This window comes from Thermoactinomyces sp. CICC 10521, assembly GCF_016055135.1.
GTDB lineage: Bacteria > Bacillota > Bacilli > Thermoactinomycetales > Thermoactinomycetaceae > Thermoactinomyces_A > Thermoactinomyces_A daqus.
In genome coordinates, this window is record NZ_JAECVZ010000003.1 from 92,886 (window position 1) to 117,364 (window position 24,479).

Consider the following 24,479-nt stretch of genomic DNA (forward strand, 5'->3'; position numbering starts at 1 on the left):
GTATGCCCCGCTTGACGGCCGAAGAGATTCACGGAAAAGAATTCAAACGAGCGAAACGCGGTTATGATATCGATGATGTAAACGAATTTCTCGACGAAATTATCAAAGATTATTTGGAATTTGAACAAAATGAGGAGTCGGTTCATCACCAGGAATTTTTCCTCCGGATGGAAGAATGGATGGAACAATTGCTGTATGAAGTGCAGCAGTTAAAAGAAGAAAACCGCCTTTTGCGTGAGCAGCTCTCAGCTCTTGCTATCAACCCGGATTACCCGGCCCCTCCCTATTATCGCTGATGGAATCGGATCGGCCACAAGCGAAAAAGAACGGATTTCTTAGAGGAAATCCGTTCTTCATCGCGGTTTTCGATTTAATCCGGCAGAGCAATAAAGGTTCAAAGGAACAGCTGATCCGCTTTCACCAAAATGGAGCGGTTGAGATCCGCCAGAGAGGAAAAGCCTGCCAACGCCATGGTCAGATCAAAATCAGCCAACAAATTGCGGACCACATGCCGCACTCCGTCCTGTCCGCCCAACGCCAGGCCGAACACATAAGGACGTCCGACCAGAACTGCACTCGCCCCCAGAGCCAGCGCTTTGATCATATCCGCGCCACGACGGATCCCGCTGTCCATGAGAACCGGAATTCTCCCTTTTACCGCATCGACAACCGGCCCCAGCGCATCCAGGGCGGCGATCGCCCCGTCCACTTGCCGTCCCCCGTGATTGGAGACGATAATGCCATCGATTCCGTGTTTGAGCGCGAGTTCCGCGTCCCCGGGATGCAAAATTCCTTTTAACAAGATCGGCAATCGCGTATGTTTGCGCAAAAAAGGGAGATCATCCCACGTTAAGCTCTCATTTCCGAAAATCTGTGCCCAATAAAGGATCGCCTCTTCAAGGTCTGTTTCGGGCGGCTTGGAAAGCTTCGCCCGAAAAGCGGGGTCGGACAAATAATTGCCGATTCCTTCTCCCAGCAAAAAAGGCAAATAACCCTGATTGATGTCATTTTCGCGCCATGCCATCATCGGTGTGTCCAATGTCACGACAATAGCCGCATACCCCGCCCTTTCCGCCCGTTCCAGAAGACTCGCGGCCACATCCTGATCCCTGCTCCAATATAACTGAAACCATCTGGGGGCATCGCCCATCACCCGGGCAATCTTTTCCAGCGAATGAGTGGAAGCAGTGCTGGCGACAAATGGAACGCACAGTTCAGCTGCCGCCTTGGCCGCACCCAGCTCTCCTTCGGGATGGATGATCGACTGCACCCCGACCGGCGCCAAGAGCAAAGGATAATCATAAGTTTGTCCAAACAGCTGTACGCGAAAATCGCGTTTGGATACATCCCGAAGCATTCGCGGCACGATTTGCCACTTTTGAAAAGCACGGCGATTGGCACGTGCCGTATCCTCTGCCCCGGCTCCTCCCTCCACGTAATAAAACGGCCCCTCCTCCAGCACGTCTCTCGCTTTATCCACAAGTTCTTCATAACGGACAGGATATTTTGCTTTTTTAAACCGGCGATACACCTCAAACTGCACCCGATTGCCAAAGTGCATCAAACCTTCCTCCTCTGCCTGTGACAAGTAGCTTTCAAAACAGGAAAGATCTCTGCCCAAACAAAATTTTATACTAATTCTGAATTCATAGGCAAAAAATAAAGGAGAGCATTTCACCCTCCCTTATACACAGATCAATCCCGGATTTTGACGGGACAGAAATCGACCGCATCGCAGGCGACCAGCCGCAGGGTAATGCCATCCACTTCTCCCTGAATCGCATCTTCCCCCGCTTTGCCGTGAAGATGCCCATAGATGCACATCCGAACACCAAATTCCTTCATCACATCCATAAACCCCGATTCCGTCGATGTTTTGGTAATCGGAGGAAAATGCAGCATCACGATCTTTTCTTTGTCCGGATGATCTTTTTGCGCTGCTTCCAGAGCAATTCTCAGCCGTCCCACCTGCCGCTCATAAATCTTTCTGTCTTCGTCTTCCTTAAAAAAGCGGTCCCCCGGCAATGTCCAGCCGCGTGTTCCTGCCACCACCTTGCCCTCGACCAGGGTATAGTCGGCATCGATCCATTCCATTCTCTCCGGCAAGGCAGCGCGCACTTTCTTTTTGCTGCTCACATAATAACAATGATTGCCCGGGGACAACACTTTTTTTCCCGGCAACTGGCTGATCCAGCCGAAATCAAAGCGGGCCACTTCCAATTTCATCGCCCAGCTGATATCTCCGGGAATGAGGACGGTATCATCCTGGCTGACCACCCTTAGCCAATGATCACGGATCTTCTCATAATGTCGGTCCCAACCGAAGAGATCCATCGGTTTTTCAATGTCCTGCACCGGATCTATATCATACAGCGTGACCGCCCTTTTAAATGATAAATGAAGATCGCTTAGCGCATAAATAGCCAAAATGCTTCACACCCTTATGTATTCGTCTCGGACCGCATCCATTGTGATCGTTACCATTAATCTTTGCAAACAGCCCTTATTCAATCATGAAGGGAAAGGATTGGCAAAGTCAATAGACCGGGACGAAAACCGAAAAAAAGCACCCCGGCAAAAGGGTGCTTTTCATGGGAATCAAGAGCAGCCGGTGGTGGAGCCGCAATCGAGACACACATAACAGGAACCGTTTCGCTTTGTCATCCCGCCGCACTCGATGCAAAGTGGTGCCCCGCTGCTGGCACGGATCGCATCGAGATTGCCGGTGGATAAAGCAGCCTCATGGCTGTGGCTGTTATTCTCCCGGCTGGTGTGCTGTCCGCCGCCATCCGGCTCCTTCTCTGCATTCTTTTTCTTATCCTTGTTCGCATAATATCGAAGCTCTTCTTTTGCCGGCGGTACCTGAACGAAATCGGTTCTCCCCAGATATTCCATTCCGAGCAACCGGAACACATAATCAATGACAGACGTCGCCATTTTGATATTTGGATGCTCCACGATCCCCGCCGGTTCAAAACGGGTGAAAGTAAGGGAATTCACATATTTCTCCAGCGGAACGCCATGCTGCAGACCAAGCGATACGGCCACGGCAAAAGCATCCAGCATTCCGCGCATCGTGCTCCCCGCCTTGTGCATATCGATGAAGATTTCACCCAGCGATCCGTCTTCATATTCACCGGTGCGGACAAAGATTTTTTGTCCGGAAATTCTCGCTTCCTGGGTAAATCCTTCCCGTTTGCGCGGAAGGCGGCGGCGGATGCTGGGCACATGCCCGGTGGCAACCACTTCTTTCAGCGTTTGCCCCGTTTCTGCCGCGGACGGTTTCACCTCATTTTTTTCATCCTCTTCTTTTTTATCTCCGCGACTGTTTAGCGGCTGCGAACTCTTGGAACCGTCCCGGTACAGGGCAACGGCTTTAAGGCCCAGCTTCCATCCTTGTTCATAAGCATGCAAAATATCTTCAACCGTCGCTTCATGGGGCATGTTGATCGTTTTGGAAATCGCCCCGCTCAAAAACGGCTGGGCGGCTGCCATCATCCGCAGATGCCCCATGTAGTGGATAAAGCGGGTGCCGTGTTTTCCGCATGGATTTGCCGTATCGAAGACCGGATAATGTTCTTCCCGTAGATGAGGTGCCCCTTCAATCGTCATCATCCCGCAAATGACATCGTTCGCTTCATCAATCTGCTTTTGGCTGAATCCGAGACTGCGAAGCACATCGAAATCGGCTTTGGCATACTGCTCCTCGGTAAACCCGAGCCGTTTCAGACATTCATCTCCGAGCGTGTGGCGGTTGAAAGCAAAAGGCAACTCAAATACAGTCGGTAGCACAGCTTCGATTTTTGCGAGGTCTTCATCGTTAAACCCTTTTTCTTTCAGGCTGTCCCGGTTGATATGCGGAGCACCGGAAAGCGACAGTGTACCGGTCACATATCGCAAAATGGCATCCTGCTCTTCTTTGCTGTAACCGAGATTTTGCAAAGCCGGACGGATCGACTGGTTGGCGATCTTGAAATATCCCCCGCCAGCCAGCTTTTTAAATTTGACCAGGGCGAAATCGGGTTCGATCCCCGTTGTATCGCAATCCATCAGCAAACCGATCGTTCCCGTCGGGGCGAGCAATGTTGTCTGCGCATTGCGGTAACCGTATTTCTCTCCCAGCTCCAGCGCTTCATCCCAGGCCGCGCGCGCAGCTTTCAACAGAAAATCGGGGCAATGATCCGGATTGATGCCCATGGGCTTGATTTGCAAACCTTCATATTCCTCTTCCGGCGCCCCATATGCCGCCCGGCGATGATTGCGGATCACGCGCAGCATATGTTCGCGATTGATGGGAAAAGCCTTGAACGGGCCCAGTTCTTTCGCCATTTCTGCCGATGTGGCATAGGCGGTTCCGGTCATGATCGCCGTAATCGCCCCCGTGATGGCCAGCGCTTCATCAGAGTCATAAGGGATGCCCGACAGCATCAGCAACGTTCCGATGTTGGCATACCCCAATCCCAGTGTCCGGTACTGATAGGACAACTCGGCAATCTCTTTTGAAGGATATTGCGCCATCAATACCGAGATTTCCAGAACCATTGTCCACAGACGGCAGGCATGGCGGAAAGCTGCGATATCAAAATGGCAAGTTTCCGCATCGAAAAACTTCACCAGGTTGAGGGAGGCCAAGTTGCAAGCCGTATTATCTAGAAACATGTATTCAGAACACGGATTGGAGGCGTTAATCCGGTTATGCCGTGCTCCCAGTTTCCCGTCCATTCCTGCGGGAACAGTATGCCATTCATTGATGGTTCCGTCATATTGCACACCGGGATCAGCACATTCCCATGCAGCTTCTCCGATCTGCCGCCACAGCTCCTTTGCGGGCAGCCGTTTGCAGACTTCGCCGGTCGTGCGGTATTTCAGTTCCCAGTCTCCGCCTTCCTGCAATTTTTTAAAGAAAGAATGCGGAACCCGCACAGAGTTGTTGGAATTCTGACCCGATACGGTTTCATATGCTTCGCCGTTAAATGACGGATCATAACCGGCAGCAATCAGCGCCCTCACTTTTTTCTCTTCAACCGATTTCCAATTGATAAATTCCTCGATGTCCGGGTGATCCAGATCAAGGCAGACCATTTTGGCCGCCCGGCGGGTCGTTCCTCCTGATTTGATTGCTCCTGCCGCCCGATCACCGATCTTGAGGAAGGAAAGGAGCCCCGACGAAGTTCCACCGCCGGAAAGCGATTCCCCCTTCCCGCGGATCAGGGAAAAGTTGCTGCCCGTTCCGCTCCCGTATTTGAACAGACGGGCTTCTCTCACCCACAAATCCATAATGCCGTTTTCATTTACCAGATCGTCTTCCACTGACAAAATAAAACAAGCGTGGGGCTGCGGCCGTTCATAAGCGCTGTTTGATTTTTTCACTTCTTCCGTTTTCGGATCGACGTAATAGTGCCCCTGCGATTTGCCCGTAATCCCATAGGCAAAATGAAGTCCGGTGTTAAACCATTGCGGAGAGTTCGGAGCCGCCATCTGATGAAGGAGCATGTACACCAATTCATCATAAAACGCCTCGGCGTCCTCTTTACTATCAAAGTATCCGTTTTCTTCTCCCCATGCTTTCCAGCAACCGGCCAGACGGTGGATCACCTGTTTGACGCTCGTTTCCGCCCCCGTCACGGGCTGTCCGTTATCATCCATAAGCGGGTTCCCGGCTTCATCGTATTGTGGAACCCCCGCTTTACGGAAGTATTTGGAGATTAAAATATCCGACGCCACTTGAGACCAATCTTCGGGAACCTCTGCCCCTGTCATCTCAAAGACGACGGAACCGTCCGGATTGGTAATGCGGCAATCCCTTTTTGTATAGCGGACTGTTTCAAACGGGTCTTGTCCAGGTTGGGTAAAAAAGCGCTGTATCTTCATGAAGCCATTCCTCCGGTGCATAAGTATGTGTCAGAAATACTATATATAGAGATAATAACAGTATAACACTACTATATGTTGATACAAGTGTTATTTTTGGGAAGATCCATTGGCGATCGGAGAAGAAGCATCCTTTTTCCTGAAGGCATCTCATGTCTTTTTCGACGCACCAGGGGATGAAAGTGAAGCAAAATCGGGCAAAAATGTTGCACCACTGACCCGCTCTGCAACACTTTCACAGAAAAAAAACAAGACTTGTTGTTTTCATTCACTTCAGGCAAACTATATTTAATATAGGAAGAAAGGATGAATCAAATGATCATTCTCTATGATGACCGCCTGATCAAACGTGAAGAAGCGAATATCGACATCGAAGACCGTGCATATCAGTTTGGAGACGGAATTTACGAAGTGATTCGCGTCTACCACGGAATACCTTTCTACTTAAATGAGCATCTTGAACGTTTCCAAAAAAGCGCCGATGCGATTCGTCTCTCCCTTCCCTATCCGGTGGAAACCCTCGCGCAGAAACTGCTGGATCTGGCACGCGAAAATCAACTGGAGGAAGGAAACCTCTATCTGCAACTCAGCCGCGGAACCTCTCCACGCTCCCACGCCTTTCCCTCAGATGCCAAACCTCTGATCATCGGGTACACACAACCGGACAGCCGCCCGCTCACCGCTTTGCAAAACGGTGTCACTGCCATTACCGATGAAGACATCCGCTGGTTGCGCTGTGACATTAAAAGCCTCAACCTGCTGGGAGCCGTATTGGCTAAGCAAAAAGCGGTTGATCATGGCGCAAAAGAAGCGATTCTCGTCCGTAATGGCACGGTCACGGAGGGCAGTTCCACCAACATCTTTATGGTAAAAGGGCAAACCTTGTGGACGCATCCCGCCAACCACTTTATTTTACATGGTATCACCCGGAAGATCACTTTACAATTAGCGGAGGATTTGGGTATATCTGTAAAGCTTGAACCATTCTCCCCGTCACATCTGGCCGAAGCGGATGAAGTATTTTTGACCAGTACGACCATGGAAGTTTGCCCGATTGTGCAAATTGACGGAAAAGCAGTCGGAAATGGCAAACCCGGACCAATCACCCGCCAGTTGCAGAAAGCATTTGAAAAAGAGATTGAACGCGTTTGCCAATGAAAAAGGAGACCGTTAACTTTCACGGTCTCCTTTTTCGTCTTGCTGCTCTGTTTTATTTTCGACCAACCGGAATCCTTCAGCATCCCGCAAAGTAATATCCTTGATCATGACGGGTGTATCATTCGTATAGGTCAACGCAACCGAATTAGAATCATAAGTCAAGTTTACCGACAATTGATTAAAGTTGGACGTGATTGAAACTTGGAGTGGTTCTCCATCCTCAATGGACTTCCAGGGCACTTCCTGCTCTGCAACCTTTTGCGGCTGATCACCGATTTTATAGAGAGCGAATTTGTTCGTCTTCTTGTCCCAGACGAGGCGGAAGTGACTGTTATCCACGGCTTCGATTTCCACACTGTACGAACCTTTCTCCTGCGGCGGAACAAACAGGAACGAAGAAGAAGCGGATGCATCCAACCGTACTTGCGACAGCGGATAAACCCCCAGCTGGTTGCGGCCTTGCGAATCCACATCCAGAAGTGCCTGGCCAAAATCGATTCGCCAGGGCTGTTGGTTCATCCACATCTGTTCAAACATGTTCTGATTTGTCACTTGGTTCACATCCGGATAAAAGAACTTGACCCCGTTGCCACCGCGGAAGTGAAGCGTATAATCCCCGCTCAGCCGGGTCACGCCAACAGCCATCCATTTTTTCGATTTTCCTTCTTCTTCAATCGAAAGGCGAATCGGTTCATTAGGGAAATAATAAAGTTCAAAATTATATTTTTTGCCAGCCTCAACGCGGTACTGGTCACCGGAATCGCCGATCGGAATATACTGTCCTTTCATGATGTCATATAACTTGATTTTCCCTTCTTTATCTACGGCGAGCCCCAAAATATCGGATTTGTCGGGGGTTTCCAAATAACCTGTAAACCCGTTGAGCTGATTGAGAATAAATGAACCCTGAATGGCACTGTTCGGTTTGATCGGATACGGGTACTTAAAAGAGTTATTTTGATCATTGAAAGTAATCGACTGGAACAGTTGGCCATTCCCCGCTCCATTTTGTTTATCGTCCTGGGTGATCGGAGCAAACATATTCGCCAGCGTGCTGTCCTTCGCATCGCTGTAGCCGGCGTACCACTTCGTCACCGTCAGTGAGACCAGCACCAGCGCTGCTGCAGCAACTACAACCGTCGTCACCACTTTTTTCTTTCGGCTTCTTCTTGCCCTTCGGCTCAAATGGCTGCCTTCAGCCGAATTTACATGGCGCTCAACCTGAACCGAAAAATCTTCCAGCCCATTCTTTCGATCCAGGGCAAACATGGCAAGCTTGACAATTTTCGGCGGAATTTTTTTCGCTTCCAGTTGACGTTCAGATTGCTTCAGCCCCCCCATTGGTGCATGTCCCGTCAGGAGGTAAAAGAGCAATTCGCGCCATTTTTCATCATGACCGCTTTTTCCCGGCTCTTTCATATAATAAAACAAGATCAGCGGTTTCTGACCATTCAACAAAATATTCTTCGGATCAAGGGTAGCGCTGAGCGAAACCGGTAAACGATCCAAATCGCGCAATGTTTTCAAGCATTTGCTAACGACGCGAACAGCTGCTTCCGGATCCATTGCCCGTTCTTTGTTCACAATTAAAGGCAAGGGGTCTCCTGAAAAAGGAGGATGGACTAAAATGAGTTGTTCATCTTCTTCCATCACGTCTAAAATCGGGGCCAGATGGGGGTGCTGCATCCTGCGAAAAACATCCTTGTACCCGGAAGGCAAAGGACGGCGGGTTACTTTGATCGACTGAAGAAAGACTTGCGCCCCATCGGGAGATTTCGCCTGCAGAAGCTGTCCGGAAAAGAAATTGATTACATCTTCTACCTGAAACCTCTCATAATAACGACGCCTCGTGTGTAGTTCTTGTTTCAACGGCGTTTCCCCTAACCTTATATGGAATAAGTATAAAATAAAAAGAAAATAATATCATCACAACAAATTATGCTATCATAAGCGCTTGAAAAATCAAGTGCGATTTAAATAAATCAATTATAATTAGATATTTATATAATATTTAACACCTAAAGACGATTTGTTGATAAAATGCCCCTTCCCAATAAAATAGGACTCTTAAAAATTCAGAAAATACCCTACGTTCCCTATATTAAACGCTAAGTCTGTATAAATCAATCCATATTTAATAAAACACAGTCAAGCCAAACCCGCAACCGGCCCGGTCTCCTGTCGTTCCCCCATCAGCGGCGCAAATTCCACGCTTCTGTGCCATACCGCTCCCTGACGAGAGAATGTACCAATTCGATCTCTTCATCGATGAGACTCCCTTGCTCCAACTTTACGTTCATCCCTTCCTGAAATCCTTCATAAAAGGCGGTGATCACTTCATCGATTGTGACCGGTTGTGTCCGCAGCCGGTTAATGGCAACCGCTTTTTCACAAAATGCCGCTTTCAGCCGTTCCCTGACCCGCTCAGAAGGAAATTCCAAAACAGCAAATAAGGTTTCTTCATCAAAATCCAACAAGATGGAGCCATGTTGCAAAATAACACCGCGTTGACGGATCTGTGCACTCCCTGCCGCTTTTTTCCCCTCGATTACCAGCTCATAATCGGAAGGCGAATCAAAACATGCCGCCGACAAGTGGTCTTTGTGCGTGCGCACCGGCGGGGACAGACGGGCGTTTAATCCCAATCGGCGAAATCCTTGCAACAATCCCTGACTGATCACCCGATACGACTCACTCACCGTTTTCGGCATGAGCGGATGGTCTTCCGAAATGATGACACTGTATGTTAATTCCTGATCATGCAGCACCGCTCTGCCACCGGTCATGCGCCGGACAAACCCGAGTCCGCGTCTTTCCAATTCATCCAGCCGGATTTCTTTTCTCCCTTTTTGAAAATACCCGATTGACAGCGTGGCAGGATTCCAACCATAAAAACGGACAGTGGGAGGCACTTTTCCTTCTCTGTGCAGATGCATGACCGCTTCATCGATGGCCATGTTTTCGGCACCGGAATATCGCTGATAAGGCAGAAAGCGCCATGTTTCCATTTTCACCCACTCCTTTTTCCCAAAACTCCCTTTCTCCCTGTATTATCATTGAAAATCCCGCCGGTTGCAAAACAAAAATATCAATGCCCCATCTGACTCTGCATTCCCTCATGGGTCAGCGGATACAGTTTTCCATCCAGGGCAAAAGAGATTCGCCCCGTCTCCTCGGACACGACAAGGACAAATGCATCCGTTTTTTCCGTCAGTCCCAATGCAGCACGATGACGGGTGCCGATCTTCATCTTATGACCGGAGGTCTTTTGGGAAAGAGGCAAAACATTGGCAGCAGACAAGATAAAATCTTCTTTTACCACAACTGCACCATCATGCAGCGGATTCCCCGGATAGAAAATCGTTTCCAGCAAGGGAGCCGATAATTGTGCACGAATCGGAATCCCTTCCTGTATCCAGCTCTCAATCGGCTCTTCCCTTTCCACCACAATCAAAGCTCCGTGCCGCTTCTTGGACAAGCGTTGGGCAGCGATCGCCAGCGCCGGGTAACGGCAGGTGTATGGAGCCAAATAGGTTTCAAAATAATAGGACGAAGCCACCTTTTGGATATTCGCAAACTGCTCGCTTACTCTGGAAAAATCACTCAGGATACAACAGCGGTTGTGTTCCAGTTCGTCCAGCAGGCGACCGATCTCCTGCTTCATCTGCTCCAAGATGGTCTGCAATTTCTCCCTTGTAACCATTGACAATTCTTGCAAATAGGAATCCATGTTCTCAACCCCAACCTTCACATTCTGTCTCATCTTTAATGTGTGACGGGAGAAATTTTTTATCCTGCCGGAAATAATGGCAGAGAAGACAAGCCGGCTCATCAACCAGCCCACTTGATTAAACCGCATCGAAAGGTAACCGCATGATCGCACAGGTCCGGAAAAGGAGTCCCATCAGCCCGATATCCGTATTGGTCAAATGAAGTTCTTGCATCTCAGCGGAGCGGCAATCGGCAAGATCGCAACAACTCAGAACAAAAAAGCCGCACCTGTCAAGGCACGGCTTTTAATCAACCATTATTTTTCAAAACGAATGATGTTCGAATCTCCGGCTTTAACCTCTTCTGACTCCAGTTTTACCGTCGTTCCCGCCGGCAAATTGGTAAAGACTACAGGCGTAATCGTGGAAGTTGCTTTTTCCTTGATGAAGCTCAGATCAAATTCGAGCAGTTTTTGCCCTTTTTTCACTTGATCTCCTTCGCTGACAAACGTTTCAAATCCGTTTCCTTCCAGGTTGACTGTATCGATGCCCACATGGATCAGCAGTTCCTGCCCCGTCGTGGAACGAATGCCGATTGCGTGCTTCGTCGGGAAGAGGTTCACAATCTCTCCGTCAACAGGAGCGACAACAATTCCTTCTGACGGTTCAATGGCAAATCCGTCTCCCATCATTTTTTGCGAGAACACTTGATCAGGCACTTCGGAAATCGGAAGCAACTTCCCGGTCAAAGGAGCGGAGAACGCTTTGCCGTCAAACACCGCGTCACCTGTTTCCACCGTTTTCGGCGCCTCTTTTTCCGGCTCCTGTTTTGCAGCAGTCACCTTTTTGCCCATCATGATCTGTTTCATTTGTTCTTTGATCAGATCGGATTTCGGCCCAAAGATCACTTGCAAGTTATTGCCCATTTCCAATACGCCGGATGCGCCGAGCTGTTTCAAACGATCTTTGTTCACTTGGTCGACATCTTTGACCGACAGGCGCAAGCGGGTAATGCATGCATCCAAATGAGTCAGGTTTTCTTTGCCGCCAAGGGCTTCCAACACGTTTGCCGCCAGATCGTCCGAAGTGGTTTCGACGGCATTCTCCTCTTCCGTTTCGTCTTCGCGGCCCGGTGTTTTCAGGTTAAACTTACGAATCGCGAAGCGGAAACCGAAATAATAGATGACGGAGAAGACCAATCCAACCGGAATAATCAGCCACGGCTTGGTGTCTTGATCCCAGAACATCGCCAGGTCGATAATTCCACCGGAGAATGTCATGCCCGCTTTCACTCCGAGAATCGCCATGACCATAAACGACAAACCGGCAAAAACACAGTGAATCGCATAAAGAACCGGTGCGACAAACAGGAACGAAAACTCGATCGGTTCGGTAATACCGGTCAGGAACGAGGTAAGCGCAGCTGACAGCATAATACCGCCGACCACTTTCTTTTTCTCCGGCCGCGCCTCCTGATACATCGCCAAGGCTGCTGCCGGCAGACCGAAAATCATGAACGGGAATTTCCCGGTCATAAACGTACCGGCCGTCGGGTCACCAGCAAAGAAGCGATTGAGGTCCCCATGAACAATATGTCCATGCGCATTGTATGATCCGAATTCAAACCAGAATGGTGAATACCAGATATGATGGAGACCGAACGGAATCAAGGAACGCTCGACCAAACCGAAAATAAAGGCGGACAAGGCAACATTTTTCGTCGTAATGATATGGGAAAAGGCATCAATCCCGTGTTGGATCGGCGGCCAGATGTAGAAAAAGATCAGTCCCAACAGGAAAGAAGTAACCGCCATCACAATCGGAACAAACCGTTTCCCGCCAAAGAAGCCGAGAAAAGAAGGAAGTTCGATATTATAAAAGCGCTTATACAGCAGGGCGGCAACAATACCGATGATGATTCCCCCGAAAACGCCCATTTCCAAAGTGGGAATCCCCAATACCTCAATCGTTTGCACATGGTAATGTATAGCCATTTGTCCGAGGGCGGTATTCATCACGAGATACCCGATGACAGCAGCCAATCCGGCTGTTCCCTCTCCTTCTGCCAGACCAATGGCAACACCGATCGCAAAGATTAAGGCCAGGTTGGAGAAAACAATTTGTCCCGATTGTTCGAGGATCGGGATATGCAACTTGTTACCAAATGCGAGCAACAAACCGGCTGCCGGCAAGATCGCAACCGGGAGCATCAACGCTCTTCCGATTCGTTGCAAGACGCCAAAGATATTTTTGAACATTGCTGAACCTCCTGTGCTGTCTTATCATGCCCAACAGGATCCAAAACCTTTCACTCATGCTTCTTCTTCGAACAAAAAGGCATGAGCAAAAAAAGACAAATGGAACCGTTTGCAAAAGGAAAATCCCTTTTGAATCAAACGTCCACTTCGCCTTTTTTCACTCATGCCTGATCGAATCAGTAACACGTGAAAGGTAAAGGATCTGTTCAGTTGGGAATAATGCGTTGCAAATGCAATGTCAGATAACTGACTTCGGCAGGATGAACCGGTTTCTGCAGTGTCCGTTCCATCACTTTTGCCATTTTCCAAGCGATATTGTAACATATCGGGAATTGTTTGCGCAACATGTCTGCAAAACCATCCGGCTCAGAAATTTCTTCCTGGCGGATTGTGCGTTCAATCGCATACCGAAGATGCGTAATCAGCCGCATGTATGAAATGCTTTTGCGATCGATTTTCAAACCGGTGACCGCCTCGACGAGCTGGATCAATTTCATGATGAGTTCGGAATGTTGACGAATCTCCGTCAGATGGCGCTGTGTCAGCGCACTGTGGATATGCATGGCGATAAATCCGGCTTCGCTTTCGGGCAACTGGATCCCCTTTTTTTCATTAATCATTGCCACAATTTCTTCTGCCACTGCATACTCTCTTTCATAAAGCGCTCTCGTTTCGATCAGGAAAGGATTATTAAACTCCAGCCCTTGCTCCAAGCGTTTGATCGCAAAGCTGATATGATCGGTCAAAGCTACATGAATATGTTCATTCAGCGGAACATCAAACCGCTTTTGAATATGGTAAATAATATCATTCATCAGTTCCACGAGCGATTCGTCCACTTGCGAGAGCAACTGCCGATACTGCTCCTGCTCCTTTTTATTCTCCAATACAAAAAACTTTTCGACCGCGGGCTCGGAAATCAGTTCTCCTGCTTTCTTCTTGAAACCGATTCCTTTTCCGATCAAAACAACTTCCCCATAGGATGGATGCTCAGCGATGACTACATTGTTATTCAGTATTTTTTTTATGGTAAATGTCCGGTTCATCTCAAATATCAACCTCCTTGCCCCCGTTCGTTTTACAGAAACAGCAAAACCGATCACAGTATACAAAATTCCACTCGTTTTTTCTACATCGTCCCCTGCAAATCGATTCCAAAAAATGAACAGCCCCATCCCTGATCGGAACGGGGCGACTTATCAGAGAAACCGAAAATTCGCCATCCATAAACCGCCATCCATGGTAACGCACTCGCCATTGATATATTCCGCTTCCGCTGACAGCAGAAACTTCGCCAATGCCGCGATCTCCTCCGGGCGGCCATAACGCTTCAGCGGAACCATATTGGCGACCTTTTTCGCCATTTTTTCATTGGCGACCAGTTTTGCCGCCCCGCCTGTTTCTTCAATCGGTCCGGGTGCAATGCAATTGACTCGGATGCCGTATTTGTCCCCCCATTCAACGGCCAGTGTCCGGCTCATCGCCAGTACACCAGCTTTGGCCGCAGCGGAATGAACCACACCCGGCGCCCCTGTCCAGGCATAGGTGGCCACGATATTGAGGATCGATCCTTTCCGTTTTTTCTCAATCCATTCTTTGGCCACGGCCTGTGAGCAATACCAGGTTCCGTTTAAAACGATGTTAATCACCGAATGCCAACCATTATACGTTAAATCTTCCGCCGGCACAACAAAATTGCCTGCCGCATTGTTGACGAGATGATCGATTCCGCCAAACTGTTCCACCGTCTTTTGAACCATCGCCTTGACCTGATCAACTTCGCGGACATCCATTTGAAAAGGAAATACTTTGCCCGGCAATTCCTCCAATTCCACTTTGGCCGCTTCAAGCCGATCTGCATTGCGTCCGGTGATGACCACATTGGCCCCTTCCTGGCACAACCGCCTGGCAATCGCTTTTCCAATGCCGCTCGACCCGCCTGTCACAATCACTGTTTGTCCTTGCAATGATATGCTCCCTCTCTTTTTTTGATTTTAGTGTTTCCTCAAAAAATTATCTCTTAAAATAGGATTCTGTCAATAAATATATAAAAACTTCGCAACAAAAAATCCTTTACTTCTTTTCGGCTGAAAGATGGGGGTTCAACGCTAAAACCAGATACCAATCACACCGGACAAAAAAATGACCAGAGCCGGACGCCAATAAACTGACCGCATGGAGATGGAACTCCCCTTCAAAGTCCGTCGTACAGCATCTGACCGGTCGTGATCCGACGTATTCCATCGTAAGCCAATCCAGGGAACGGAAATCATCCCCAGCGCCGCCACGCAAACGTGAAACAGATCAAAAAAGCGGACAAGGATGCATCCCTTGCCCGCCATTCCTATTCTGGGAAAGTTGTTGCTGGCCGGGTTTCCAGTCAGTAACTCACGATGGTTTTTACTCGCTTTTTTCCCAGCGCAAGATCGGTTTGCGCGCCGCCGTCACTTCGTCCAAACGTTTGATTACGGTATGATGGGGCGCATCCTGCACGATTTCCGGATTTTCTTCCGCTTCTTTGGCAATTTGAATCATCGCGTCGATAAAGCTGTCGAGCGTCTCCTTGCTTTCCGTTTCCGTCGGCTCAATCATCAGGCATTCATCGACGATGAGCGGGAAATAGATGGTCGGTGGATGGAAGCCGAAGTCGAGCAGGCGTTTGGCGATGTCCAGCGTACGCACGCCCTGTTGTTTCTGACGTTTGCCGGACAGGACAAATTCGTGTTTGCAATGCTGTTTGTACGGCAGTTCATAATACGGCTCCAACCGGCGCATCATGTAGTTGGCATTTAACACCGCATTTTCGGAAACCAGGCGCAGACCTTCCGGTCCCATCGTCCGAATATAAGCATAGGCGCGAACCAAAATGCCGAAGTTTCCGTAAAACCCTTTGACCCGGCCGATGGAATTGGGAATGTCATGATCGAGATAATAACGGCCGGATGCATCTTTTGCCACCATCGGCGCAGGCAGGAACGGCACAAGCTCCTTTTTCACTCCAACCGGTCCGGCTCCGGGTCCGCCGCCGCCATGGGGAGTAGTAAAGGTTTTGTGCAGATTCAGATGAACCACATCAAAGCCCATGTCTCCCGGACGGGCAATTCCCAGAATGGCGTTGGCATTGGCTCCGTCATAATAGAGAAGACCGCCCGCTTCGTGCACGAGATCGGCAATCACTCTGATCTCTTCTTCAAACAGCCCCAGCGTGTTCGGGTTGGTCAGCATCAGGGCGGCGGTATCGTCTCCGAGCATCTGCTTCAAGGCCTCCACATCGACCAATCCCTTCTCATTGGAGGGAATGGTGATCGTCTTGAATCCGGCAACGGTGGCGCTGGCCGGGTTTGTCCCGTGTGCGGAATCCGGCACAATCACTTTGTCCCGCCCGGTTTGCCCTTTGGCTTCATGATAAGCGCGGATCATCATCAATCCGGTCCACTCGCCTTGCGCGCCGGCCGCTGATTGAAGCGTCACCTGATCCATTCCGGTGATTTCTGCCAAATACTGCTGCAATTCATATAAAAGCTCCAAAGCCCCTTGTACGGTTTCTTCGGGCTGATAGGGATGGATTTTGGCAAATCCGGGCAATCGAGCCACATCTTCATGCACTTTGGGGTTGTATTTCATGGTGCAGGAACCCAGCGGATAAAAACCGTTGTCCACCCCGTGGTTACGACGGGACAATTCCGTGTAGTGCCGCATGAGATCCAGCTCGGATACCTCAGGGAGTTCGGCCGGTTTTTCGCGAAGATATTCCTCCGGCAAAACGTCCGTTTCCGGCACATCGGATTCGGGCAAGCTGTAAGCGGTGCGACCTGGTTTGCTCATCTCAAAAATGAGTTCTTTTTCCTTGTTATTCATGACAACAGCCCCTCCAAACTCTCAGCCAACTGATCGATTTCTTCTTTGGTCCGAACTTCGGTGACGGCAACGAGCATGTGATTGTCCAGTTCAGGATAGAAGCGGCCGAGATCAAAACCGCCGATGATTCCTTTCTTCAATAATTCCTGATTGATTTCTCCGACCGGACGCCGCAGCCGGATGACAAATTCATTGAAGAAATGCCCGGAGAAAGCAAGCTCAATCCCGTTAATTTCGCTCAGGCGTTTGCTGGCATAATGCGCTTTTTGGAGATTGAGGCGGGCCACATCCTGAATTCCCTGCTTGCCGAGCGCGGACATGTATACAGATGCCGCCAGGGCCAGAAGTGCCTGGTTGGAGCAAATGTTTGAAGTCGCTTTGTCGCGGCGGATATGCTGTTCACGCGCCTGCAATGTGAGCACAAATCCGCGTGTGCCGTTTTCGTCAACGGTCTGGCCGACGATTCTTCCCGGCACGCGGCGCATCAATGCTTTTTTGGTGGCCAGATAACCGCAATGCGGACCGCCATAAGAGGCGGGAATTCCAAACGGCTGCGCATCCCCGACCACGATATCGGCACCGTATTCGCCCGGCGGTTTCAACAGCCCCAGCGACAGCGGATTGCTGCTGACCACCAGCAGCCCTTTATGGGCATGGGCAATTTTCTCGATTTCCGCCAAATTTTCAAGATTGCCCAAAAAGTTGGGGGACTGGACAATCACTGCTGCTGTCTCTTCATCTGCCAGCTCTTTTAACTGATTCAGATCCGTCACCCCGTCGGCCAGGGGAACTTCCACGATTTGATACCCCTGCCCTTTTGCGCTTGTTTTCAAAATTTGCCGCGCTTCGGGATGAACGGCACGGGAGATGACAATCTTCTGCTTGCGTGTCACGCCGGCGGCCATCGCAGCGGCTTCCGCCAGTGCTGTCGGCCCGTCATACATGGACGAGTTGGCCACATCCATCCCTGTCAATTCGCAAATCATCGTTTGGAACTCGAAAATCGCCTGCAATTCACCCTGGCTGATTTCCGGCTGATAAGGGGTATAAGCCGTATAAAACTCCGAACGGGAAATCACGTGATTGACGACACTGGGAATATAATGTTCATAGACACCGGCACCCAAAAAGGAAATATAGTGATCAAAGGATGCATTTTTCTCGGCGAGGCGGCTCATATGCTTGACAAGCGTCATCTCTGACATCGGTTCGGGCAACTTGAGCTTCCCCCGGTAACGAACACTTTCCGGTATTTCCGCAAACAGTTCCTCGACCGATTCCACGCCGATGGTACGAAGCATTTCCTGTTTATCCTGTTCAGTTGCGGGCAAGTAACGAAATTTCATGCAAGTTCATCCTCCTACCACCACTTCGGTTATTTGGCGCGCTTATAGAAAGGGGTTTTCACCACGATTGCTTTCAGGCGTTTGCCGCGGATTTCCACCTCAACCTCTTCACCGGGATTGGCATATTCCGCATTGATCAACGCAAGTCCCACGTTTTTCTTTAAGGTCGGTGATTGTGTTCCCGTCGTCACTTCGCCGATTTTTTCCTCACCGTGATAGACGGGATAATGGGTTCGCGGAATGCCGCGGTCGATCATTTCCAAACCGACCAGCTTGCGCGGAGCTCCTTCCGCTTTTTGCACGGCCAGCACCTCACGGCCGATAAAATCTCCTTTTTCCGGTTTTACGGCAAAACCGAGTCCCGCTTCGATCGGGGTAATCGTTTCGCTCAATTCCTGTCCGTACAGGGGGAGCCGCGCTTCAAACCGCAGTGTATCGCGCGCACCCAGGCCACACGGCAGAACTCCCGCTTCCTTTCCTGCTTCGAGAATAGCCTGCCACAGTTTAGGGGCGTCGCTTGCCGGCAAATAGATTTCAAATCCATCTTCCCCGGTGTATCCGGTACGGGATACAAGCCCTTTTACCCCGGCCAGTGCGACGTCATTTTTAAATTTAAAAAACTTGATCTCCGACAAATCCGTATCGGTCAGCTTTTGCAATACGGTCTCTGCCGACGGCCCCTGCAAAGCCAATTGGGCAATCTGATCCGAAATGTTTTCCACCGTTACATCGCCCTGACGGTGTTTCAAAATCCACTTGACATCTTTTTCGATATTGGCCGCATTGATGACCAGCCAGTACTCCTGCTCTCCGATACGGTAAACCAGCAAATCGTCCACCGTTCCCCCGTTTTCGTAACACATGATCGAGTACTGAGCATCGCCCACGTTCAATTTCGCCGCATCGTTCGTCGTCAGACGCTGGATCAGCTCGAGCGCGTCCGGTCCCTTCACCAGTACTTCCCCCATATGGGACACGTCGAACAAACCGGCGCGCGTGCGGACGGTTTCGTGTTCCTGCTTGATTCCCGAAAATTGAACCGGCATTTCCCATCCGCCAAAAGGTACCATTTTGGCTTCTTCGCAGTAAACCGAATGAAGCGGTGTCTTTTTCAGTTCTGCCATACCATTTGCACCTCACTTGTTTCCATATATAAAAAAGACAGAGAGATTCACCACCGCTGTTGGTGGGTGATTCCTCTGTCCTTATTACCAGAGAGTTTCCCTGCTGCATTAAGCAGAGTTGCCCCGTAGGTGGCTCGGCATCAAAGCGAGCGCTCTCCAGAGATGCGTCCAGCGGGCCTCCTTTTGCCTGAGAGATTCACCTCATCGGTTTGCTCCTTCGGCGCCACAAGATGTGGTCTCTCCTCCCGCCTTCAACCGCTGAACAATATCCCATTATGATATTTGTATTGTACCAGAAAATACGATCAAATACGAGAAAAATGATGATATTGTTCGTTTTTGTTCCGTATGCATTTTTTTAAACTGAGACATACTATTACGGAACTTCCATTGATCGTAAAAGAAAGGTGGAGAATCTCATGTATACACTCCCGATACGGATGGATCGAGAGTGGCTTCACCAATTCCTGAAAAGAATCGAGACAGACAGTGACTGGGCAACTTGGGAACGTTTTCAATTGGCGCTGGAAGCGGCCGAAACTGAAATGATTCCCTCGTTTGAATCTATCCAAAGTTTAAAACAAATACAAGGGTTTCGTCCACTCCCTCATCAAATCGATGTGGTGGAACGCGTGATCAATGAGATGCGCGGACGCGCGATCCTCGCAGATGAAGTGGGACTGGGCAAAACAATCGAGGCCGGTCTCATCCTGAAAGAATATCTGCTGCGCGGCCTAGTGAAACGGGCATTAATCCTTGTTCCCTCTTCGCTTGTCCTGCAGTGGACGAGGGAATTAAATCAAAAATTTCAAATTCCCGCCGTCGCCCAGAAAAAAGCCTGGATGTGGGACAAATACGAGATTATCGTCGCTTCCCTCGATACGGCCAAGAGAGAACCTCACCGCGACTATGTGCTGAATCAGCACTATGATATGGTGATCGTTGACGAAGCCCACAAATTAAAAAATCGCCGCACGAAAAACTGGCAATTCATCAATGACCTGAAAAAAAAATATTGCCTGCTTCTCACCGCCACCCCGGTGCAAAACGAAATAGAAGAGCTTTATAATCTCGTCACCCTGCTAAAACCGGGACAACTGGGGAAACAGTCCCAATTCCAAAGTGATTACGTCGCCGGCAAACGGAAAGCGAAAAATGAAGCACAGTTGCGTGAAGAAATCAGGCGCGTTCTGATTCGCAACCGCCGCCGCGACAGCAACCTTCACCTGACGCGGCGTCTGGTGCAGACGATCCCCATCGAACTCTCAGAAGAAGAACGCCTTCTTTATGAAGGCATCACCGAGTTCGTGCGCGATCGCTACCGTCGCGGAACCGACTTGAAAAGCATGCTGGCGCTGTTCGTTCTGCAAAAAGAGGTCTGCTCAAGCCGGGACGCTGTTTTTCATACTTTATTCAAGCTATTTCAAAAAGGGGAGCAGGGAAAAGAGAATCTGTCCCCGGAAGTGGCCCATCTCATTGAACTGTTACGAAAAGTGACCCGTTCCTCCAAAGTGAATGCCGCAGTGGAACTGATCAAACAGATCGCTCCGGAAAAAGTGATTTTATTTACCGAGTATCGCGCCACCCAAGAGATGCTGATCCGCGAACTGGCCAAAGCGGGAATTCATGCCGTTCCGTTTCGCGGCGGTTTTAATCGCAACAAAAAAGACTGGATGATGGAGATTTTTCAAAAACGGGCTCAGGTCATGATTGCCACGGAAGCAGGCGGGGAAGGGATTAACCTGCAATTTTGCCATCACATGATCAATTTTGACATGCCCTGGAACCCAATGCGCGTCGAACAGCGAATCGGGAGGATCCACCGCCTGGGGCAAACGAAAGATGTACACATTTACAATTTCTCCACCATCAATACGATCGAAGAACATATTATCTGGCTGTTGCATGAAAAAATCCGGCTGTTTGAATCGGTGATCGGAGAGTTGGAAACCATTCTGGAAAAAGTGGACGGAGCGTCAACCATTGAACAAAATCTGATGAAGCTGGTGTTGGAATCTGCCGACGATGACCGCATCAGGCAGGAATTGAGCAAATGGGGAGATCAATTCCATCAGAAGAAACAAGAGGTGGAAAAGCAGAAAGAAGAGGAGGAACTGCTTCTCTATGGATCAGAAGAAGGTTAGGGAATTTACGGAACGGTATCTGAAATTGAATGATTGCCACATCCTTGAATCCGGCCCAACCTATCTGCTCACGCAGCTGTCCATTCATGCCGACAAGGATTTGCTCAATCGCCCCTTTTACTGGATGTATGTGGAACGGATGAACCTGCCGCCACAGCCGGTTCGGCTCTCGTTCGTCTTTGATCCCGAGAACCATCCTGAAGAAATTCGCGGTGAACATCTTTTTTACGGCACTCCGCGCTTTGCGAAGATTCTCCAATCCGCGCAAAAGCACGGCAAATTTGTGCGGTTGTATGAGGAACCGCGATATGAACCGGCTTATACCGATTTGACCAAACCCTACAGCCCATGGCTCGCCGTCAACTATAAGGTTTCTTATGTTTGTGATCAAAAACGGGACCGGCTCTGCTCTCTGGGAATCAATTTGAATGACGGAACCATCCGGGAAGGCTTTTATGAGGTGATCAAAGACCGGCGCTGGTCGAACAGACTCCCCGCCAAACGCTATACGGTTGAACCGCGACTGCAGATGGTTGAGGCGGTCGGTGAACTGGAATATTATCTGGAGGAAACGATCCGGTGCGAAGACCTGACCTGGGCGGAAGAAGCTGAAAAACGGCTGCAATCCGAGCTTGAGCGGCTGGACGTTTTTTACCCTGATGAACCTTCCATGCCGGATGAAATCCAGAAAGAGAAGAAACGACGTCGGGAAGAAATCGTCTGGCAGTTTCATCCCCGGGTTGAAATCAGCGTAATCAATGCGGGACTCTTTTATGTCGACACCCCGCAGCAAAACCTCACGAATCAAAAAGTCTGGTTATAACGAATAAAAAAACGGCTTGCCAGAGCCGCTCAGATTGTTGACAACATTCCCGAACAGGTTTCGTCCGGTTCGGGTGCTTCCCCCTTGAGAATTGCACCCTCCACGCCGATAGAAAAACAACCCAAACAGCTTGCCTGCAGCCGCGTTTTCTTTATTCATATTTACCCCAGAGCGCGTTCATAATTGTTTGGCACAATCAAAACATCCATCTCCAAGGCCTTCAACACCTGCTTGATCTTTTCCATGCTGGCTCCGCCATACTCATTCCGCTCATCCCGCGAAACCTGCGGCGGCGTGACCCCCAGGCGCTTGGCCAGTTCCGCCTGTGACAATCCCTTGTAGATCCGAAAAGCGATCAGCTTGCGCCCGATATTGTCAAAGGTGCAAGTCATATCGAAATCGCCCGCCTTATGCCGTTCGTATTCCCTGATCTCCTGTTTCAGCCGTTCGCCAAAAAAGCGGGACGGGGCCAACCCTCTTTCGATCTGTTCCTCGCTCAACCCCATCTGTTCCAATTCCCGCCTCTGTTCTTCCAACAGCCGCTCCTGTTCGCGAATCCTCTCCAAACTACGCTTGTATTCCATTTCCGTCTTAATCACAGTCTTCATCCTTTCACCAATTTTACAATGCCCTTTTCAATTCCAAAATCCCTGTCCTTGCGAAAAAACTCGTCAAACTTCATGTTTTTCCCCTCTTCATTGGTAATCCCGGAATATACCCCCGTACAGTGCGGAAACAGTTCCACCCGGTAGCGATACCACATCTCCAGTTGCAAGTTGCCGTATTCATCAAACCGGTGGCGATTCCATCCCCAGCATTTGTAAGGATCAAGCTGGTTTAACTTTGCGAGCAGCGTTCCGTCAAAAATTTCCTGTTCATTTCGCGGGACAAAATAACCGTCAATGTCTTCCGGCTGATACTTATCCGTGACAAAGGAACCGTCAATGTAAATCTCTTCAATTCCGCATGCCCACAGCTGACGGACACAAAACTCCAAATTATCAACCAGCCGGTTTCGCCAATATGCATCCCATGGCAAAAGCGAATTTTCTTCCCCTTTCACCAGAATCGATTGCCGGAGCTTGTCGAATGTCATAACATAATCCCCTGGATCCAATAACCCGTATTCATTAAACCTCATCCGTAAGGGTATCCTCCTGTTGTCTATCTTATTCATGAATCAAGGAAAACTCTCCTGCACACCTTTACTTATATGTTAACATACCGGACAAATAAAAGGGACTTTTTGCTGAAAACGCCGCCAGTTTCTCAAGCCGGAATGAAAGCGATATTCGGACGGGAGAGGGCTCACCGCTCTCTCAAATCCGAAATAAAAAACGATTGGCAAGCACCCCCTTTTTTAACCTTTTCCTGAATCGCTCTCGGAAAAGTAATCTCCACTTGGGCTGTGCAAACCAATCGCTATCTTCAACGTTCCAGGAGTTTGGCCAGAAATTGCCGGGTCCGCTGTTCCCGCGGAGAGGTAAACACTTCTTCCGGCCTGCCCATCTCCACAATTTTCCCGTGATCCATAAAGACGACAAGATCGGCGACATCACGTGCAAAGGACATCTCATGCGTCACAATCACCATCGTCTGTTTCTCCTTGGCCAGTTCTTTCATCGTCTTCAACACTTCGCCCACCAATTCGGGATCAAGCGCAGAGGTAGGCTCATCAAAAAGCAACACTTCCGGCTCCATCGCCAGAGCGCGGGCAATGGCCACACGTTGCTGCTGGCCGCCGGAAAGCTGTCCCGGAAATACATCTTTTTTCTCTGCCAATCCCACTTTTTCCAAAAGTCGTTCCGCCTTTTTGCGGGCTTCGGCCTTGTCCTCCCCTTTTACAACAACCGGGCCTTCCACCACGTTTTCCAAAACGGTACGGTGTGGAAAGAGGTTAAAACTTTGAAACACCATTCCCGTTTTGGCGCGCAGTTTTTTAATCTCTTTCGGCGATACTTTTCCGCCGGCAATCGAGATCGTTTCCCCGCCGATGGAGAGTTCACCCTGATCGGGAATCTCAAGCAGATTGAGGCAGCGCAAGAAGGTCGACTTCCCCGAACCGCTGGGCCCGATGATGCAGACCACTGAACCTTTTTCGATCTCCAGGTCAATCCCGGTCAAAACTTGAAGGTTGCCAAATGATTTTTGCAGATTCTTCACTTGAATCATCGCCGTACCTCCCTT

The 24,479-nt window shown here is 49.6% G+C and carries 20 protein-coding genes and 1 riboswitch; of the genes, 5 read left to right on the forward strand and 15 right to left on the reverse strand.

Going from position 1 to position 24,479, the window contains the following annotated elements; genetic code table 11:
* Positions 1 to 2: 2 nt before the first annotated feature.
* The gene (locus I8U17_RS18745; protein ID WP_052153851.1) at positions 3 to 296 is read left to right on the forward strand and encodes a DivIVA domain-containing protein; all 294 of its coding nucleotides are present in this window, start codon (positions 3 to 5) and stop codon (positions 294 to 296) included.
* Positions 297 to 394: 98 nt separating this feature from the next.
* On the opposite strand, the gene I8U17_RS03715 is transcribed toward I8U17_RS18745, so the two are convergent.
* From I8U17_RS03715 to I8U17_RS03725, 3 genes are all read right to left on the reverse strand, one after another.
* The gene (locus I8U17_RS03715) at positions 395 to 1,561 is read right to left on the reverse strand and encodes a lactate 2-monooxygenase (RefSeq protein WP_198054991.1); all 1,167 of its coding nucleotides are present in this window, start codon (positions 1,559 to 1,561) and stop codon (positions 395 to 397) included.
* Positions 1,562 to 1,695: 134 nt separating this feature from the next.
* The gene (locus I8U17_RS03720) at positions 1,696 to 2,427 is read right to left on the reverse strand and encodes a metallophosphoesterase (protein WP_033099161.1); all 732 of its coding nucleotides are present in this window, start codon (positions 2,425 to 2,427) and stop codon (positions 1,696 to 1,698) included.
* A gap of 171 nt (positions 2,428 to 2,598) precedes the next feature.
* On the reverse strand, positions 2,599 to 5,871 hold the full coding sequence (locus I8U17_RS03725; protein WP_232330880.1) for a vitamin B12-dependent ribonucleotide reductase: 3,273 nt from the start codon (positions 5,869 to 5,871) through the stop codon (positions 2,599 to 2,601).
* Between the two features lie 109 nt (positions 5,872 to 5,980).
* Between I8U17_RS03725 and I8U17_RS03730 the strand changes: the two genes are divergently transcribed.
* Together I8U17_RS03730 and dat are read left to right on the forward strand one after the other, a co-directional pair.
* Positions 5,981 to 6,163, forward strand: a complete 183-nt coding sequence (locus tag I8U17_RS03730; protein ID WP_198059047.1) for a hypothetical protein — start codon at positions 5,981 to 5,983, stop codon at positions 6,161 to 6,163.
* Between the two features lie 23 nt (positions 6,164 to 6,186).
* On the forward strand, positions 6,187 to 7,029 hold the full coding sequence (gene dat, locus I8U17_RS03735; protein WP_198055137.1) for a D-amino-acid transaminase: 843 nt from the start codon (positions 6,187 to 6,189) through the stop codon (positions 7,027 to 7,029).
* A gap of 12 nt (positions 7,030 to 7,041) precedes the next feature.
* On the opposite strand, the gene I8U17_RS03740 is transcribed toward dat, so the two are convergent.
* The 9 genes from I8U17_RS03740 to gcvT form a co-directional block, all read right to left on the reverse strand.
* Positions 7,042 to 8,898: a hypothetical protein gene (locus tag I8U17_RS03740; protein ID WP_198054994.1), complete on the reverse strand. Its 1,857-nt coding sequence runs from the start codon at positions 8,896 to 8,898 to the stop codon at positions 7,042 to 7,044.
* A gap of 323 nt (positions 8,899 to 9,221) precedes the next feature.
* Positions 9,222 to 10,037, reverse strand: coding sequence for a lipoate--protein ligase family protein (locus I8U17_RS03745; RefSeq protein ID WP_198054995.1), 816 nt, complete (start codon positions 10,035 to 10,037; stop codon positions 9,222 to 9,224).
* Between the two features lie 80 nt (positions 10,038 to 10,117).
* A complete protein-coding gene (gene cdaS, locus I8U17_RS03750) occupies positions 10,118 to 10,759 on the reverse strand; it encodes a sporulation-specific diadenylate cyclase CdaS (protein ID WP_198059048.1) in 642 nt (213 codons plus the stop codon).
* A gap of 297 nt (positions 10,760 to 11,056) precedes the next feature.
* On the reverse strand, positions 11,057 to 12,997 hold the full coding sequence (ptsG, locus tag I8U17_RS03755; protein ID WP_198059049.1) for a glucose-specific PTS transporter subunit IIBC: 1,941 nt from the start codon (positions 12,995 to 12,997) through the stop codon (positions 11,057 to 11,059).
* A gap of 206 nt (positions 12,998 to 13,203) precedes the next feature.
* A complete protein-coding gene (glcT, locus tag I8U17_RS03760) occupies positions 13,204 to 14,043 on the reverse strand; it encodes a glucose PTS transporter transcription antiterminator GlcT (RefSeq protein ID WP_198054998.1) in 840 nt (279 codons plus the stop codon).
* 153 nt (positions 14,044 to 14,196) lie between these two features.
* A complete protein-coding gene (fadH, locus tag I8U17_RS03765; protein WP_232330881.1) occupies positions 14,197 to 14,964 on the reverse strand; it encodes a 2,4-dienoyl-CoA reductase in 768 nt (255 codons plus the stop codon).
* Positions 14,965 to 15,397: 433 nt separating this feature from the next.
* Entirely contained in the window at positions 15,398 to 16,855 is a 1,458-nt protein-coding gene (gene gcvPB, locus I8U17_RS03770) for an aminomethyl-transferring glycine dehydrogenase subunit GcvPB (RefSeq protein WP_033099170.1), read from the reverse strand.
* On the reverse strand, positions 16,852 to 18,201 hold the full coding sequence (gene gcvPA / locus I8U17_RS03775; RefSeq protein WP_198059050.1) for an aminomethyl-transferring glycine dehydrogenase subunit GcvPA: 1,350 nt from the start codon (positions 18,199 to 18,201) through the stop codon (positions 16,852 to 16,854). Before gcvPA ends, gcvPB begins: the two co-directional genes overlap by 4 nt.
* Positions 18,202 to 18,230: 29 nt before the next feature.
* On the reverse strand, positions 18,231 to 19,325 hold the full coding sequence (gcvT, locus tag I8U17_RS03780; RefSeq protein WP_033099172.1) for a glycine cleavage system aminomethyltransferase GcvT: 1,095 nt from the start codon (positions 19,323 to 19,325) through the stop codon (positions 18,231 to 18,233).
* Between the two features lie 165 nt (positions 19,326 to 19,490).
* Positions 19,491 to 19,580: riboswitch (glycine riboswitch) on the reverse strand.
* A gap of 164 nt (positions 19,581 to 19,744) precedes the next feature.
* Between gcvT and I8U17_RS03785 the strand changes: the two genes are divergently transcribed.
* Both I8U17_RS03785 and I8U17_RS03790 read left to right on the forward strand, forming a co-directional pair.
* Entirely contained in the window at positions 19,745 to 21,469 is a 1,725-nt protein-coding gene (locus tag I8U17_RS03785) for a DEAD/DEAH box helicase (RefSeq protein ID WP_052153852.1), read from the forward strand.
* The gene (locus tag I8U17_RS03790; protein WP_198059051.1) at positions 21,450 to 22,292 is read left to right on the forward strand and encodes a YqhG family protein; all 843 of its coding nucleotides are present in this window, start codon (positions 21,450 to 21,452) and stop codon (positions 22,290 to 22,292) included. The genes I8U17_RS03785 and I8U17_RS03790 overlap by 20 nt, the downstream gene beginning before the upstream one ends.
* 161 nt (positions 22,293 to 22,453) lie before the next feature.
* Here the strand turns inward: I8U17_RS03790 and I8U17_RS03795 are convergent, their stop codons facing one another.
* The 3 genes from I8U17_RS03795 to I8U17_RS03805 all read right to left on the reverse strand — a co-directional run bounded on the left by I8U17_RS03795 (position 22,454) and on the right by I8U17_RS03805 (position 24,464).
* Positions 22,454 to 22,891 (reverse strand): helix-turn-helix domain-containing protein, encoded by a 438-nt coding sequence (locus I8U17_RS03795; protein WP_052153853.1) that lies wholly within the window; start codon positions 22,889 to 22,891, stop codon positions 22,454 to 22,456.
* Between the two features lie 5 nt (positions 22,892 to 22,896).
* Positions 22,897 to 23,469 carry a DUF6932 family protein gene (locus I8U17_RS03800; protein WP_483316475.1) on the reverse strand — a complete coding sequence of 191 codons (573 nt, stop codon included), beginning with the start codon at positions 23,467 to 23,469 and terminating at the stop codon, positions 22,897 to 22,899.
* 251 nt (positions 23,470 to 23,720) lie between these two features.
* Positions 23,721 to 24,464 (reverse strand): amino acid ABC transporter ATP-binding protein, encoded by a 744-nt coding sequence (locus I8U17_RS03805; RefSeq protein WP_198055000.1) that lies wholly within the window; start codon positions 24,462 to 24,464, stop codon positions 23,721 to 23,723.
* Positions 24,465 to 24,479: the final 15 nt, after the last annotated feature.